The following is a 16,153-nucleotide window of genomic DNA, read 5'->3' as shown; positions in this document are numbered from 1 at the left end:
TTTACTTTTCCTTATCTAATTCCTTGCTTTGCAGTTCTAGCAAATAATCATCCAGCCGATCGTATCGTTCCTCCCACAAATGGCGGTAGGATTCTAACCAAACGTCTAATTCCTTAAATGGATCAGGGCGGAGCTTGCAAATGCGCCGGTTAGCAACAGCTTGAACTTCAATTAAGCCTGCTTCACTAAGGACGTGCAGATGCTTGGAAGCTTGAGGCTGCCGTAGCTGAAGACTTTCTGCAATCTCCCCAACCGTTAGGGGACTCTCACGTAATAGTTCAACGATCTGCATGCGGTGTGGTTCAGCTAAAGCACTCATAACACTAGTATTCATAAACAGGTATCACTTCGATTCATTGAATTCATTCGTAGTTCTTAGTTCGTGTTTTCAATATATCACATAGGGAATATTCGTGTAAAGGAATATTCAAAACATGCATTGAATGAGAACTTAAAAAGAAGGGCATAGTACAAGCATCACATAGAAATATGTTCCATGATAACCATCAAACTTTACAAAAAACATAGGAATAGATATAATTAAGTATAACTTATCGGGTTTTAGAATTACGCAAGGGGCCTAACGCCAGTGGGCTCCTTTTGTATTTCTTGGCCATGTTACAGGAGGGTGAAGGTCATACACAATGAAAAAATTATGGTTTGTGTTCATTATGGTCCGCATGGGGAACGTTTAATCCGGCGTGGTGTCCAATTGTCTGAAATAATAGGGGCGCCATTGTTTGTATTAAATGTCGATAGTTCGGACAATGATGAATATAATCAGAGCAAAGAAATGTATATGACGGTCTGGAAACGTCTTGCCGATGAAGCTGGCGCAGAGTTTGTCATTCGGAAACGTGAAGGCCGAAAAACAACAGATATTATTGTAGAAGTTGCTGAAGCGAATGAGGTTACCCAGATCGTCATTGGACAATCTGCCCAGACTCGATGGCAGGAGCTTACAAAACGCAATTTCATCAATGAACTCATTGGTAAAATGAAAATGATTGATCTGCATGTCGTGGCCGTTCAGCGGATGCGCGCCGGGCTGGAAGAAACCCATGAGGAAGGTGTTATCGCCTACCTGGTCAAAAACGGGAATGAGTATCAGCTCAGTGATGAACCCAAGGGAGAGTATTCGCTTAGAGGAAAGTTCTTTCACGAACTACACACAGAATTTGAGAACGGTTTATTCAAAATTGAGCAAGAAGATGGTAAGGCTAGATATTTGCATATTTGTGATGGCACATTGACCGATTCTTTATAATCGGGCGTGCCCTTATCTACATGAGGGCCTTTCATTTAAGGCCCTACCAATTATATGATCTTTGGCTTTTGGTAAAAAAGTAAGTACTTAAGTTCACAACTTGATAAGTCAAGTGGAAAAGGAGGACTGCCTTTGCTGCATGTAATCATACTTGTTCCGTTTCTAATGGCCTTATTAATCGCACTTTTGACCAAAAGAGCATCCAACCTTCATAGAGGATGGCTTGTTTTCCCCGGTTCACTCGCATTGTTTGTTTATTTTTTAACCCGGATTCCCGTTATTAAGGGAGGGGATTTGGGATATGAGACTGTTTCATGGATTCCTTCACTAGGAATTGATTTGGTTTTCCATCTGGATGGATTAAGCTTGTTGTTTGCTTTGTTAATCACTGGAATGGGTAGTCTTGTAATTATCTATTCTATTTATTATCTGGACAAACGAAAAGAAGCGTTGACCCCTTTTTATATTTATCTAATGCTATTTATGGGAGCGATGCTTGGCGTTGTGCTCTCGGATAACTTGATGGTGCTATATGGTTTTTGGGAGTTAACAAGTGTCTCGTCATTTCTGTTGATTGCTTTTTGGCATCGGAGGCAAAAATCGCGGTATGGTGCTCTGAAATCAATGTTGATTACCGTATTCGGTGGTTTAGCGATGTTTGCCGGCTTTTTAATGCTGTATGTGATGACAGGCACCTTTAGTATTCGGGAAATTTGGAGCGAGGTTGGCGATATTAGTGGGCATGCGTTGTTTATTCCAGCGATGATGCTAATTCTGTTAGGCGCATTCACCAAATCAGCTCAGTTTCCTTTTCATATCTGGCTGCCGGATGCCATGGAGGCACCGACACCCGTCAGCGCATATCTTCACTCGGCAACGATGGTTAAAGCTGGATTGTATCTTGTCGCCCGTTTCAGCCCTATTTTTGCGGGGCAATATGAGTGGTTCTGGATTGTGTCAGGCGTCGGTTTGATCACCTTGATTTATGGCTCGATTCAGGCGATGAAGCAGACGGACCTGAAGGCTCTATTAGCCTATTCAACAATTAGTCAACTTGGACTGATTATGGGATTGCTAGGAATGGGATCGGCAGCGGCATTTTATGTAGGGAAAGAAGCTGTTTTCTATACTGCTGCAACAACAGCGGCAATCTTTCATCTTATTAACCATGCCATCTTTAAAGGCTCTTTGTTTATGATGGTCGGTATAGTTGACCATGAGACGGGTACCCGCGACCTGCGAAAGCTGGGCGGACTGATTTCCATTATGCCGGTTACCTTTACGGTAGCGATGATCGGCAGTTTCTCCATGGCTGGTTTGCCGCCATTTTCGGGATTTTTAAGTAAAGAGATGTTTTTTACAGCTGTCCTGAATATCCGAAACTTGGATATATTCTCTATCCCCTCGTTGTTTACGCTCTTCCCGGTTTTGGCCTGGATTGCCAGCGTGTTTACTTTTGCGTACAGTATGATTTTGGTATTCCACACCTTTTTCGGAAAATATCAGCCTGAGAAGCTTGACAAAAAACCGCATGAAGCTCCATTTGGACTTCTGCTTGCCCCGTGTCTGCTAGCAGTGCTGTCTATAGTTATCGGTTTTTTCCCGAATATATTATCTAATACACTTATTATTCCTGCAATGAATGCTATTCACCCAATCTTGCAGACCGGAGAACCTTTTGTTGTGAATATCTATTTCTGGCATGGCTGGACACCAGAAGTATGGATGACACTTGGGGTTGTGATTCTTGGTATTACCGTATACCGAATCTATGGCCGCTTAAGCCTGGTCGATAAAGAATGGGGCAGTGGCTACACTTTAAATCAAGTCTATGACGGAGTAATCCGGCTGGTTGAGAAATTGTCTAGATGGGTGACTGGTTCCTATATGACAGGTTCCATGCGACATTATTTAATGTATATTTTTTCCTTCTTGATCGTAACGATTTGTGGTGTCGTGTGGTATTCAGAGGGAATTACACTTGGTACGACTAAGTATACTCCGTTTTCTTTGTTTGAAGTTATTGCTGTAATGGTTTTGCTTCTAGGGGCTTTAGCTATCCCATTTGTACGTTCCAGAATAACAGCCATTTTGTTAACAGGAATGGTTGGTTATATGGTTACTTTGCTCTTTGTTCTGTTCCGAGCTCCTGATCTGGCGCTTACGCAGATGATTGTTGAAGTGGTATCTGTTACATTGTTCCTGCTATGTTTCCGGCATTTGCCTAGGCTGGAAAAAGAGAAGCTTAAACTTCGTTCGCGCGTGTTTAAACTAATTATTTCTATCGGGATGGGCGTAACGATGACATTGGTTGCACTTGCTGCTTTAGGTAGTAGTCCGTTCGAATCCATCTCGAAATATTATGTGGAGAATAGCTATACTTTGGGTGGCGGTAAAAATATGGTCAATGTTCTGCTCGTTGATTTCCGCGGCTTTGATACCATGTTTGAAATAACAGTACTAGGCCTCGCCTCACTTGCTATTTATTCCATGATCAAGCTGCAGTTGGATGGAGATGGAGCTGCAGCCCAACTGAAGAGGGTTGTTCCCTATAATAAGCCTCGTTATTCTCGAAGTGATGATGTGTTACTGCAATCAGTAGCTAAGGTAGCATTCGTTATTATTCTGATATTTTCGCTGTATCTGTTTTTTGCCGGTCATAATAATCCGGGAGGCGGATTTATTGGGGCTTTAATGGCTTCTGCCGGATTGGTGCTACTCGCCATCACTTTTGGGATGGACATGGTTGAGAAGGTGCTACCTATTAATTATCGTAAGTTAATCGCGATCGGGATTTCAATTGCTTTTCTTACCGGGGTAGGCTCATTTATATTCGGCGTACCTTTTCTGAGCCAAACGTTTGGATATTTTCAATTGCCACTTATGGGCAAAACAGAACTAACCACTGCAATGTTCTTTGATCTCGGTGTTTATCTAGCTGTTATTGGTGTCACAATGAATATCATATTTACGATCGGGAGGGATAGCTAATGGAGCTTGTTGTTGCCTTGGCGATCGGCGTATTGTTTTCCGTAGGTGTTTATCTAGTCCTTTCCAAAAGCTTACTACGCATCCTACTGGGTACTAATTTAATTACCCATGGTGTTCATTTACTGCTACTGACGATGTCGGGTCTCAAGACAGGTGCTCCACCTTTGCTAGGTGAGAAAGCGGAGGCGTATGTAGATCCGTTACCGCAGGCGCTCATTTTGACTTCTATAGTAATTAGTTTTGGAGTAACAGCATTCTTCATTGTTTTGGCATATCGGACTTACCGTTCGACGGGTACGGATGATGTGGAAGGAACCAAGGAGGAGAGACAATGAACAACTTGCTAGTGCTGCCTCTGCTGATTCCGGCCTTTACGGCAGTTATACTGATTTTTCTAAAAGAACGAGTGGATCTGCAACGTATTATCAGTGCCGTTAGTGTATGTTTAAATATCTTGGTTGCTGGAATCATTGTGTACCAGGTAAGTACAAAAGGCATCCAGACCCTATATATGGGTGGATGGCTTCCACCTTATGGCATTGTGTTTGTTGCCGATATGTTTGCGGCGTTACTTGTACTAATCGGTGCTATTGTTGGTGCGGCTTGCCTATTTTTTTCCTTCGCTAGCATTGGGGAAGAAAGAGAACGGTTTTATTACTATCCGTTTTTCCATTTTCTGTTAACTGGGGTGTTTGGTTCCTTTCTTACTGGAGATCTGTTTAACTTATTCGTCTGCTTTGAGGTGCTGTTAGTTGCCTCGTATGCTTTAATTGTACTTGGAGGCTCCAAAGGTCAACTGAGAGAGACCTTAAAATATGTATTAGTTAACGTGATCTCCTCTTCCTTGTTCGTAGCGACGCTTGCTTATTTATATGCCGCGACAGGAACACTGAATATGGCGCATCTATCTATGCGTGTAGCAGAGGCGGGACAAGGCGGTGTTTTGAACGTCATTGCGGTCCTGCTGCTGATCGTATTTTCGATAAAGGCAGGTTTGTTGCTCTTTTTCTGGCTTCCGGATTCTTATAGCGCACCACCTGTGGCTGTTAGAGCACTGTTTGGGGCATTGTTAACGAAAGTGGGATTGTATGCAATTATACGTACCTTTACATTGATTTTTGTTCAAGATCTGGGACTCACCCATACACTGATTGCTTGGATGGCGGGAGCGACGATGATACTTGGTGCAATCGGTGCATTGGCTTATAACGATCTGGGCCGAATATTTAACTATAATATTATCATCAGTGTTGGATTTATTGCTTTTGGGATCTCTGTTGCGACTCAGGATTCGTTAAATGGTGTGGTGTTCTATTTAATGCATGACATGGTTGCTAAAGCATTATTATTCTTCCTGGGTGGGATGATTATCTCAGCATCGGGCACTGACCGCTTAAAAGAAATGGGCGGTTTAATCCGACGCTATCCGTGGACCGGCTGGATGTTTTTTGTACTGACTTTGGCGTTGGTTGGTGTTCCACCACTTAGTGGTTTCGCTGGAAAAGTGATGATGGTACGTAGTGGGTTTGGACAGAATGACGTAGCACTGGCGCTAATTGCACTTGGCTCCAGCTTCATAGTGCTATATTCCTTGATCAAGGTATTCCAGCAGGTATTCTGGGGTGGCGAGAAAAGGGAAGAACAAGTCAAACCGCTTCAATATAAAGCTATGATGGCACCGGCAGCTGTTCTGTTCGCGATTGTAATTCTGATGGGTGTTGGTGCTGAAACAGTAAACGGATATGTAAGCCAAGCTGGAGCCGTCCTCGCTGATCCAGCACTATACATTAACGCTGTCATGAAGGAGTAGATACTATGGCTTTTCAACTATTATTGAATTTCATGATAGCATTCCTGTGGATGTTTCTGCACAATGACTGGACTGGACCACGTTTTATCATTGGTTTCCTGCTCGGTATACTCATTCTGCTCGGAATGCGACGCTTTTGGCCCAGGTTATATCTTGGAAAAGTGTGGGCGATCATTAAGCTAATCCTGTTGGTGCTGCGGGAGCTGGTTGTTTCTAGTTATGTAGTGGTAAAAGCCGTTCTAAGACCGGAGCCTAATATACGTCCAGCTATCCTCAAATATACTACAGAGCTGAAATCGGATTGGGAAGTGGCAACGTTAATCACGATTCTCTGCCTTACTCCTGGATCGGTGGTGCTTGAAGTGTCCGATGATAATCGGACTTTGTATATTCATTCCATGGATGTAGATGACCCTGCACAGTTCAGAGCAAATATCCGTGATACCTTTGAACATGCGATACTGGAGGTGTCCCGCTAATGATCTATTTTATTCTTATGCTATCCATTACGATCATGGCTATAGCTATAGGCGTATGTGCATGGCGTTTGGTGAAAGGTCCTTCTTTACCTGACCGAGTCGCTGCGCTAGATACGATTGGAATTAATCTGCTAGCAATGGTGGCCGTTTTATCAGTCTTTCTCCAAACGCAGGCTTTTATAGAAATTATTTTGTTAATTGGAATTCTTTCCTTTATCGGAACGACAGCCTTTGCCAGATATATCGAAAAGGGAGTGGTGCTAGAACATGGAAATGATCAAGACTACAGGTGAGCTGCTGTTTGCCTTGTTAATTCTAATGGGAGCATTGCTTAGCGCCGTAAGTGCCATTGGTTTGATTCGGCTACCTGATGTTTATCTAAGATCACATGCTGCCGCCAAAAGTGCCACTCTCGGTGTTTTATGTGTCTTAGTTGGGGCGTTTCTATATTTTGCATTTTTTCAGGATCATATTAGTGCAAAGCTATTACTAGGGATTGTCTTCGTATTTATGACTGCACCTTTAACTGCCCATCTAACAGGTAGAGCGGCGTATCGCTCTGGTGTTCCTCATTGGGATCGAAGAATTCAGGATGATTTAAAAGAGGTGCTGGAGAAGGAGCAAGTTATACCAGCAACCTCTGAAGAAGAGGTACCTCAAGAACAAAGGTAGAAGCGTTAGGAATTAATCTTGATTTTTAATAACAGCAGCAAAAACTGAAACAAACCCTCGTCTAGACGAGGGTTTGTTTTTTATTAAACGGATCACTCTTCTGATTTTGATCGTTCAACGAACTAATATTTTACCTTCTCCAGCGAGCCTGCGTAGTACCCTCGGAAGACACTCAATGTCTGCTTCAGGAATGTCTAATTGAATACCGTAATGGAAACAGTCTTGCTGTTCTCTATTCCATTTCAGAATTCCTTCTAAGTAAATAGATTCATCCGTAAGATCCATTTCCATACCAATCCGTACCAAGTTATTTTCCGGATTAATGTTGAGGGGTAACGATAAGTGGCAGCCTGTTCGACTGATATTGAATAGTACAGCTCTTACAGGCTTTGAAGGAACCTGAATTCCGTTAATACTAAGAATATGAAGATCAAGGGTTACTGGTTCTTTAAGGGTATATCGAAAAGGTTCAGTTCTGCGATTAGTGTTCATATGCTCCTCCATACTTTTCCATCTACTATAAATATCGACAGGAAAACTGGATTAGTGAAGAGTTATTAAACATAATATCGTTTCGAAGCTACAAATTTGCCTAGCTGATTATTTGATTTTCTCGTAACAATGTAAGTATTTCTTTTACAGAATTATCTACAAATGATCTTTCAGGACGGGATTTCATGATCACAGTTAGTCCAATTAATGATATGACTAGTGTCTGCGCTAAACTCTTTGCGTTAATAGCGGGATCAAGCTCACCTGAGCGCAAACCTCGCTCAATCGTTTCTTGAAAGATTACCGAGAGATACATCTGGTGTTCTCTTGTTAGGATCTCAAATTTCTCATCGTGGGGTGAAAGCTCAACCATCGAATTGATGCAAAAGCAGCCCCAGTTCGGTGTTTGTCCATATTCTTTTGCCACCATATTTTCAAAGAAATCACGAAAAGCCTCTTTAACAGAAGGATTGTTGTGAAGCTTGTTACGAACATAGGCAGCATGAGAACTCGTATATTTCCGCAATGCAGCTTCAAATAGTCCTTTTTTGTCTCCGAAGGTTGAGTAGATGCTAGGCCGTTGTATACCCATTCTTGAGGTCAGGTCGCTTAAAGAGGTAGCCTCGAACCCTTTCTCCCAAAATACTTGCATAGCTGCATCCAATGCTTTTTCCTCATCAAATTCTCGTGGCCGAGCCATAGTAACTCCCTCTTTTCATATCGAACGGTATAATATGATTTTATGATGTGAAGATTATTATGTCAATGCGAAATGGACACATAAACAGTGTATTTATAATTTATCTTGTCCTACAAAGTAATCTATTGACAGTTATCTTTTTTTAGAGTTATATTTGGCAAGTATAATTACGTACCGATTAGTATGTAATTTATGAATTTGATAAAAGTTAATTTTAGGAGGCGTTATCTTTGGGGGAATCTGTTGAGGAATCGAAAGCTATTATAGTGGATCAAACAGACAAAAAAGCTGAGACAGCTGAAACAGTGCAAGAAAGGCTTAGGGCGTCGGAATCAGTGCACATATCATTAATATCTCGTAATGTAGCACTCTTATTTTCCATCGCCTGCGGAATAGTAGTTGCTAACATATATTATGCGCAACCTTTACTGGACGCTATTTCGAACGAGTTTGGTATTTCTCATTCATTTGTTGGGCTTGTTATTACAATCACTCAAATTTTTTATGCACTTGGACTGTTATTGCTAGTGCCTCTGGGAGATTTATTAAATCGACGTTGGCTGATCGCTGGACAGATGCTGCTATCCGTATTGGCTTTGATTGTTGTTGGTACTGCCACCAGCAGTTTGGTGTTATTCATAGGGATAGCAGTGGTTGGGTTTCTTGCCGTAGTGACACAGACGCTCGTTGCGTTCGCGGCAACATTGGCTGCTCCAGCCGAACGTGGGCGTGTCGTTGGTGTTGTGACAAGTGGAATCGTAATTGGTATTCTACTGGCGCGAACTTTCGCTGGCGTATTAATGGATTTAGCAGGATGGCGTTCTGTCTACCTTGTTTCCGCAGTATTAACACTAATCATGGCATGTGTATTGTTTCGGGTGCTGCCACATTATGAGCACAAAAGAGAATCATTATCTTACCTGCAGTTGATTCGTTCAATGCTCACATTGTTTGCTCAGGAACGAACCCTTAGAATTCGTGCTGCACTAGCCATGATGATTTTTACCGCTTTCAGTATATTATGGACTTCTCTAGTATTACCTCTCAGCGCCCCGCCGTTGTCTTTTTCACATACTGCTATTGGAGCATTTGGTCTCGCAGGCGTCGCAGGGGCGTTAGCAGCAGCGCGAGCAGGTCGCCTCGCCGATCGAGGTTTAGGACAGAAGACCACCGGTGTGGCCTTGATTCTTTTGCTTATATCATGGTTGCCAATAAGTTATGTTCAACATTCGCTTCTTGCATTAATAATTGGTATTATCCTTCTTGACCTTGCAGTACAAGCCGTACATGTCACCAATCAGAGTATGATTCTTACTTTGCGACCTGAGGCACGCAGTAGGCTTACTGCCGGTTACATGATTTTCTATTCCTTTGGTAGTGCCACTGGGTCGATCGCATCTACCAGTATCTATGTTTACTTTGGCTGGAACGGAGTGAGTTTATTAGGTGCAATTGTGAGTGCTCTTGCTCTTCTATTTTGGTCATTAACAAAGGAGTAACCCGAAGGGATGAGATATTCGTGTGAAAAAATTGTATCGCTGATCTTTTATGGATATCTCGCGGGGGTGGTGGGAAAGACTTGGCGTATGGCGTATATTTAGATGCGATTTCTAAGTCTTAACGCTCCGGCCAGGGCTATAATGTTTCGTGTCACCTGGCCGTGGGAGCAATTCGAAAAGATCAATTCGACATGAAGAATAAACAAAAAGCTCACTTAGAAACTACATCTGTTGTTGAAGGAGGGTGAGGGTCTTCTGGTGAAATAAATTCGTGAATGATTTGACGGAAGTATTCGTGATTTTCTTAGCTGTTGTACATGCGCCAGGCCACTGTTTCTGAATTCCCGAAGAATAACCGCTCAAACTGGGTTTGACGACCACCGAATGCACCCGCTCCTAGTTCCCAGGAGAGCCGGAATAAGGCATTTCGATACCATGCCTCCGAGTTATTACCCTTCAAATACTGATGGAGATACGAACCAGCACTTGAAATAAAGTCGGATTCTGAGGTGATCATAATGAGGCCGCTTGAACTGAGATTTTGGACCATTTCAACCATCTTTGGATAGAATTCTGTAAAGTGAATGGTTGAAGCCAGAAGGGGCCCTTTATCCGGAACGAGATATCCAAATTGGTCATGGGTTGCCCCTATTTCAGAAGCAAGCCTTAACGTTTTGAATGTTTCTAGATACGTAATAATTCTGGAAATCGGTAGAAGAGTGTAGGGCTCAAGTACGGCGTTTTGTTCTTCTGCCAAAGACTCTAGCACACCGAGAAAGAACTCAGTCTTTGCAATATAGCGGGTGATGATTTGGTGGGCTATATGCGTATGGAAGTGGCTCTCGCTAAACAATCGGGCGCTGTAAATCTCATCTCCATAATAAAATCCACATATCGTGGGTATCCTCTTATCCATTCTATATAAATTGAACCAATGATAAGGAAAACTATTGAAAGGATTTCATAGTTTGAAGGTTTTAAAGTGGGTCTATATGCGCTTAGCGATATTTCCAGAGCTCGTCGTAACGAATGGTGCGAATCCCGTTCTGGGCAATGTACCGCTTGAACCGTTCGTCTTGGAACAGTCTGCGGTCGGCATCTCTCTCCCTAGCGATTTGTTCACCGGAATACTGCACGTTTCCGAAACTTAGAATTTCCTCATCTATAAACGTTGGGTGCGTGACTAGGCGATAAATGCCGGGGGTGACGGATTCAAGTGCTTGAATGACGTTCAAGACGGGATCTTCTCCTTGGCCTGGTCCGTTATGGCTGATATTCGTGCAAACGTTTCGGTAGGACATTAGCCCCTCGCTTTCACACCAATCGTCGAATTGGTGAGTGAGCCGTTCATCGATTCGCTCGAAACCCATATGCGTATCAGCGTAATAAGGCTTGAAGCCCAGCTTTCTGACCGCTTCCAGTTGAGCTTGTAATTCAGCCATCACTTCCGAAATTTCAAATCCCGACGTCTTCCAGTCTGCAGGAGACCGGTGAAAAGTGCCGTCTTTGAGCACCAAGCTCGGAACCTGGTTTGGAGACAAAACCGGACCCCAGCGAACGTGGTCCCACTCTGCATGCAGGGTGCAATGAAGGCCAATGCAAAATCCATCCTCATGGGCAAATAGCTTCGCGGCGTCCTGTACCGCCATACCATTAGCCATCAATGAACCATTGCGGAGCTCGCCATTCCGCCACGCCTCGTGGATGGCCTTGTTGGCGGAATAGCTTCCTCCCAAATCGTCGCCTTGCGTGATCAAGTAAATTTCCAGCTTCGGCAATTCATTCAACCTCCGGTTATTTTGTAGTGAATTCGTCCACCCTAAAAATTTCCAACAAAATATTGCAATCGCTTTCACCTGATGCTATATTGATTGTAGCATTACCAAAACGTTTTGGAAAGTTTGAGGTTTTTATATGTCACCTACAATCAAAGATATCGCTAAAGCGGCAGGCGTATCCATTACTACAGTATCCCGCGCGCTGAACGGCTACCCCGACGTCAATGAAAAAACAAGAAGTCGGATCAAGAAGCTTGCCGAAAAAATGTCCTACCGGCCGAACTCACAGGCACAAAGTCTGGTACTAAAAAAAACGAATACGATCGGCGTCATCATTTCGGAGCTTACGCGCGACAGCGTCAAAGCCGCTTTTTCGTTCGAGGTGCTGTGTGGCATTAGTGACCGGGCCAGCGAGTTGAATTACGATATCATTTTGTTCAGTACGAATCCGAACAAACAAATGAATAAAACCTATTCGGACCTTTGTCGGGAGCGTAATGTTGACGGCGTTATCCTGAAGGGTTTAAAGACAACCGATCCCTATTTAAGAGAGGTCACTGATCAATCCTTGTTTCCTTCCGTATTAATCGACATTCCTGTCGCCGGCGAGCGGGTCGGCCACGTCACGACTGATAATGTAAGTGGAGTCAGGGATGCCGTCCGTCATTTGATCCAGCTGGGGCACCGTAACATCGCTTTTATAAATGGTTATAAAGAAGCGGCTATCTGCGCGGATCGTTTGTCAGGATACATGCTGGGCTTGCAGGAGGCTGACATCGCCTACGAAGTCAGTAGAGTTGAAGACGGCCGATTTTCGGAAGAGGGCGGGGCGGAGGCCATTGGCAAAATCCTGTCGCGCCATCCCGAAACGACGGCTGTCGTATGCTCCAGCGATATTATGGCGCTGGGCGTGATGAAAGAATTGGAGCAGATGGGCAGGGCAATACCTGATTCCATTTCAGTAATTGGCTTTGATGACATCTCGATAGCCTCCTACAGCACACCTAAACTGACCACTGTGCGTCAGGAGAAATACGAGATGGGCTATCAAGCAGCGCAAATGCTCATCGATATGATAGAAGGGCGCAAAGTCAAGCATAAAATCGTGCTTGATAATCGGCTCATTATCCGTGAGAGTACGGATCGGTTGCAAAAAGGCTAACAGCTTTTTTGTAACCTTTTTCCGAAACGTTTTGGATGATCTCAGTCAGACACCGTTTTAAGGGTTTCCTTCGGAAATCTTTAAATAAAAACTACTGACTAAAAGGGGAGAAATGGGCTTATGAAGAGATTCAAAATCGTATCGATGCTGTGTTTGACCATGGCACTGGGTTTAACAGGATGTGGGTCCAACAATGATGGAGGTAGCGCATCGGGTACGCCAAGCTCGTCGGGGGAAAGCACCGATAAACCGGTGGAAACCGCCGTACAAGAAAAAGTTGTACTTAAAATTCCGCATTATAAGTCAGGTCAGAACGTAGGGGCGAAATTTTTCCTACCGCAAGTAGAGCGCTTCAACACAAAGTATGCCGACAAATATGAAATTCAAATCGAAGAAGTACCGAACGATGACTATAATGACAAAATCAAGCTTCTTTGGCAGCAAAAAGAGCTGCCCGCACTCATCGAAAAAGGAGCCAATGAGCTTGTCGAGACTCTGATTGAGAAAGACGAGATTTACGATCTGAAGCCATTTTTAGATTCAAAGCCGGAATTGAAAGCGTCTCTGATCGAGGATTCCGTCGCATTCAATACAAGAGATGGTAAGATTTACACCATGCCGTCTTCCGTAGTTCGTCCGATCGGCTTGTTCTACAATAAAGAAATGTTTGCAGACGCGGGAATTACGAAACCAATCGCGCAAATGAATTTCGAAGAATTCGATCAGGCGCTTCAAGCACTTAAGGATAAAGGCATCACACCGCTTTCTCTGATGACTGGGGAAAACGCCTGGACCACGATGCTTCTTGCATCCGCTTTCATGGCTAACGAGCCAGGCGCTGAAGAAGTGCTGAAGAGCAATCGCGCAGACAAAGAATTTGATTATACGAGCCAGATGTGGGTCAAGGCATTTGGTGAAGTACAAAAATGGCTTAAGGAATACACGACGGACAATGCGCTTGGCGCCGCTTACGCGGATTCCGCCAACAACTTCCTGAACGAAAAAACGGCGATTATCGCGAACGGGACTTGGATGGTCGGAGACTTCTCGGATACGACGAAAGCGCCGGAGGGATTTGACAAGAAGGTAGGCGTTTCTCTGTATCCCGGCGGCATTGGGCTGGCCACGACAGCCGAGTACTCTTGGTGGATTCCGAAGGGGCTGAAGCAGGAGGAGACGGAAGCGGCACTTGCGTTCATCGAATTCATCCGTTCTCCTGAGGAGGTAGAAGCGTATATGGTTGCCGAAGGCGGGCAAGCGCCTAACATTCAAACTTCCGCCGAGTTCACCTCCAAGCTGAATCCAATTTTGGCCGAGATGAACCGGTCCGTGAGCAGCGATCTGAAGATGATCGCTCAATCCATGGCGGATGTGTGGCCGGATCAGATTTCGTCCAAAGAGTTTAGCGGTTATCTACCGCTGCTGGCACAAGACAAAATGACGCCGGAGCAATTCGCCGAGCATTTAACGAAGAAAGCGCAACAATTCAAAAAATAAGCCGCAACGGAAGAGCCCTCCACTCGTAGTGAGAGGGCTCATTGCAGAAAAAGAGGTGAAAAAATGAAAATCAAGTGGTTGAATGTATGGATTGCGGCGTTCTTGGCGCCAACGGTTCTCGTGCTGGCTTTGTTTTACATCGTCCCGATCGGAACGGTGCTCGTGACTGGATTTATGGAGTGGGACGGTCTTCGCGCCCCCGAATTTAACGGTTTAAATAATTATATCCATCTCATTACGTATGACAACACCTTCTTCATTGCCTTGCGTAATATTCTACTGTGGTCGCTTATGGCGGCTACGCTGCACGTCGGATTCGGCACACTGGTTGCGTTCGTATTGTACAAGAAACATATCGGATGGAGATTCGTTCGGGGTGTGTTTATGGTGCCGATGGTCATCTCCGCCGCTGCTTGGGCGATCATTTACAAACTGTTCTTCAACGATGAAATCGGCATTTTGAACCATATGATCAGAAGCATCGGCTTTTCGGATTTTCATGTCAATTGGTTTTTCGATTCCCCTGCCTCTTTTTTCGCTATAACGCTCACTTGGTTGTTTTATGCCGTGTACGTTACCTTGATCGTCTATAACGATTTGATGGCCATTCCCAAGGAAGTTCATGAAGCTGCGCTGTTGGACGGAGCGAGCGAGTGGGGGATGATCCGTCATATAAACCTGCCGCTTGTCAAAAAAGCGATTGGAACAGGCATCATATTGTCTGTCACTGCGCGGATTGCCGGCTTCGAGGAAGTGGCACTTACCTCTCGAGGTGGGCCGGGTAACGATACCTATAACATAACGCTGATGCTCTATGACGGCATCGTTAATTACAACTATGGTTACGCCAACGCGGCAGCGACGATCATGATTCTACTTGGCATCCTGGTCCTTCTGCTGATCAATCGGGTGTTTAAGATGAACGAGAGTACTTATTGAGGGGTGTAAAAGTGATAATAAACATCCGAAAATGGCCTGAACTCATTGTCTCTTACAGCGTCATGACGTTTACGGTCTTGGTGTCGATATTCCCGATCTTATGGATTCTGTTGTCTTCCTTCAAATCAAACAAAGAAATATTGAATGATCCTTTTTCTCTGCCGAAAAAAATTGACTTTCAAGCATACATGGATGTTTTCACACAGTACAATTTTTTGGGGTACTTTATGAATTCCATGTTCATTGCGATAGCCTCGACTTTGATTGCGCTGTTCATTTACACGATGGCCGGTTATATTTTCGGGAAATTCAATTTTCGCGGCAAATCGTTCTTATTTATCCTTTGTACCATTACGTTGCTGATCCCGGGATATGCCCGTGCGCAGCCTATCTTCACGATCATCATGAACCTCGATCTCTATGATACGAAGACCGCATTGATTCTCGTGTATGCATCTTTCGGAATGGCTCTGGCATTGTTCATCCTGCGGTTATCGTTTATCGCAATTCCCAAAGATCTTGACGAATCAGCTTTAATCGACGGCGCGGGCTTCTGGAGAATCTTCTGGAACGTAAACATGCCGTTGGCCAAATCGGGCATTTCGACAGCCGGCATTTTAATGTTCTTGAACAATTGGAATGAATACTTCTACGCACTGATATTGACGACCAGCGAGAAGAACAGAACGTTGCCGGTGGCACTGGAATTTTTTAACGAAGCGTTCTCCTACAATTATACAAGAATGTTCGCTGCGCTAATGATGGTGATTCTTCCGGGGATTGTGATTTACGTGCTTGTTCAGGAGCAAGTGCAGCAAAGCGTGGCTTCTTCCGGGGTTAAAGGATAGTTAATGAAAATGAACGAGG

At 44.1% G+C, this 16,153-nt stretch carries 17 protein-coding genes; 12 read left to right on the top strand and 5 right to left on the bottom strand.

The genetic code is table 11. The features are described from left to right. Position 1: 1 nt before the first annotated feature. Positions 2 to 334, bottom strand: a complete 333-nt coding sequence (locus tag NSS67_RS20665) for a metalloregulator ArsR/SmtB family transcription factor (RefSeq protein WP_339315468.1) — start codon at positions 332 to 334, stop codon at positions 2 to 4. A gap of 294 nt (positions 335 to 628) precedes the next feature. Here NSS67_RS20665 and NSS67_RS20660 point away from each other — a divergent pair, with 294 nt between their 5' ends. The 7 genes from NSS67_RS20660 (at position 629) to mnhG (ending at position 7,219) form a co-directional block, all read left to right on the top strand. Further along, a complete protein-coding gene (locus tag NSS67_RS20660) occupies positions 629 to 1,267 on the top strand; it encodes a universal stress protein (RefSeq protein WP_339315467.1) in 639 nt (212 codons plus the stop codon). Positions 1,268 to 1,393: 126 nt separating this feature from the next. After that, positions 1,394 to 4,258 (top strand): Na+/H+ antiporter subunit A, encoded by a 2,865-nt coding sequence (locus NSS67_RS20655; RefSeq protein WP_339320650.1) that lies wholly within the window; start codon positions 1,394 to 1,396, stop codon positions 4,256 to 4,258. After that, positions 4,258 to 4,593: a Na(+)/H(+) antiporter subunit C gene (locus NSS67_RS20650; RefSeq protein ID WP_076121569.1), complete on the top strand. Its 336-nt coding sequence runs from the start codon at positions 4,258 to 4,260 to the stop codon at positions 4,591 to 4,593. Before NSS67_RS20655 ends, NSS67_RS20650 begins: the two co-directional genes overlap by 1 nt. Beyond that, positions 4,590 to 6,068: a Na+/H+ antiporter subunit D gene (locus NSS67_RS20645; RefSeq protein WP_339315465.1), complete on the top strand. Its 1,479-nt coding sequence runs from the start codon at positions 4,590 to 4,592 to the stop codon at positions 6,066 to 6,068. The genes NSS67_RS20650 and NSS67_RS20645 overlap by 4 nt, the downstream gene beginning before the upstream one ends. A 5-nt stretch (positions 6,069 to 6,073) precedes the next feature. Then, entirely contained in the window at positions 6,074 to 6,547 is a 474-nt protein-coding gene (locus NSS67_RS20640) for a Na+/H+ antiporter subunit E (RefSeq protein ID WP_339315464.1), read from the top strand. After that, complete coding sequence (locus NSS67_RS20635) at positions 6,547 to 6,840, top strand: Na(+)/H(+) antiporter subunit F1 (protein WP_339315463.1); 294 nt, start codon at positions 6,547 to 6,549, stop codon at positions 6,838 to 6,840. Before NSS67_RS20640 ends, NSS67_RS20635 begins: the two co-directional genes overlap by 1 nt. Next, on the top strand, positions 6,815 to 7,219 hold the full coding sequence (gene mnhG, locus NSS67_RS20630) for a monovalent cation/H(+) antiporter subunit G (RefSeq protein ID WP_339315461.1): 405 nt from the start codon (positions 6,815 to 6,817) through the stop codon (positions 7,217 to 7,219). Before NSS67_RS20635 ends, mnhG begins: the two co-directional genes overlap by 26 nt. Positions 7,220 to 7,333: 114 nt before the next feature. Here mnhG and NSS67_RS20625 read toward each other — a convergent pair whose 3' ends face one another. Both NSS67_RS20625 and NSS67_RS20620 read right to left on the bottom strand, forming a co-directional pair. Further along, the gene (locus NSS67_RS20625; protein ID WP_339315460.1) at positions 7,334 to 7,711 is read right to left on the bottom strand and encodes a PilZ domain-containing protein; all 378 of its coding nucleotides are present in this window, start codon (positions 7,709 to 7,711) and stop codon (positions 7,334 to 7,336) included. Between the two features lie 100 nt (positions 7,712 to 7,811). Then, the gene (locus tag NSS67_RS20620; protein WP_339315459.1) at positions 7,812 to 8,411 is read right to left on the bottom strand and encodes a TetR/AcrR family transcriptional regulator; all 600 of its coding nucleotides are present in this window, start codon (positions 8,409 to 8,411) and stop codon (positions 7,812 to 7,814) included. A 335-nt stretch (positions 8,412 to 8,746) separates the two neighbouring features. On the opposite strand from NSS67_RS20620, the gene NSS67_RS20615 reads away from it, so the two are divergent. Continuing rightward, entirely contained in the window at positions 8,747 to 9,910 is a 1,164-nt protein-coding gene (locus NSS67_RS20615; RefSeq protein ID WP_339315457.1) for an MFS transporter, read from the top strand. 304 nt (positions 9,911 to 10,214) lie between these two features. Here the strand turns inward: NSS67_RS20615 and NSS67_RS20610 are convergent, their stop codons facing one another. After that, positions 10,215 to 10,826 carry a 4-hydroxyphenylacetate 3-hydroxylase C-terminal domain-containing protein gene (locus NSS67_RS20610; RefSeq protein ID WP_339315456.1) on the bottom strand — a complete coding sequence of 204 codons (612 nt, stop codon included), beginning with the start codon at positions 10,824 to 10,826 and terminating at the stop codon, positions 10,215 to 10,217. Positions 10,827 to 10,908: 82 nt separating this feature from the next. Beyond that, positions 10,909 to 11,766 (bottom strand): ChbG/HpnK family deacetylase, encoded by an 858-nt coding sequence (locus tag NSS67_RS20605; protein ID WP_339315455.1) that lies wholly within the window; start codon positions 11,764 to 11,766, stop codon positions 10,909 to 10,911. Between the two features lie 58 nt (positions 11,767 to 11,824). Between NSS67_RS20605 and NSS67_RS20600 the strand changes: the two genes are divergently transcribed. The 4 genes from NSS67_RS20600 (at position 11,825) to NSS67_RS20585 (ending at position 16,134) form a co-directional block, all read left to right on the top strand. Continuing rightward, positions 11,825 to 12,850, top strand: coding sequence for a LacI family DNA-binding transcriptional regulator (locus NSS67_RS20600; RefSeq protein WP_339315454.1), 1,026 nt, complete (start codon positions 11,825 to 11,827; stop codon positions 12,848 to 12,850). 120 nt (positions 12,851 to 12,970) lie between these two features. Then, entirely contained in the window at positions 12,971 to 14,347 is a 1,377-nt protein-coding gene (locus NSS67_RS20595; protein WP_339315453.1) for an ABC transporter substrate-binding protein, read from the top strand. A 63-nt stretch (positions 14,348 to 14,410) separates the two neighbouring features. Continuing rightward, positions 14,411 to 15,286 (top strand): sugar ABC transporter permease, encoded by an 876-nt coding sequence (locus tag NSS67_RS20590; RefSeq protein ID WP_339315452.1) that lies wholly within the window; start codon positions 14,411 to 14,413, stop codon positions 15,284 to 15,286. An 11-nt stretch (positions 15,287 to 15,297) separates the two neighbouring features. Then, positions 15,298 to 16,134, top strand: a complete 837-nt coding sequence (locus NSS67_RS20585) for a carbohydrate ABC transporter permease (protein WP_339315451.1) — start codon at positions 15,298 to 15,300, stop codon at positions 16,132 to 16,134. Positions 16,135 to 16,153: the final 19 nt, after the last annotated feature.

Source organism: Paenibacillus sp. FSL R10-2734 (genome assembly GCF_037963865.1).
Lineage (GTDB): Bacteria > Bacillota > Bacilli > Paenibacillales > Paenibacillaceae > Paenibacillus_AQ.
The sequence above is the reverse complement of the archived record's forward strand: the minus strand, read 5'-3'. Positions and strand labels throughout refer to the sequence as shown.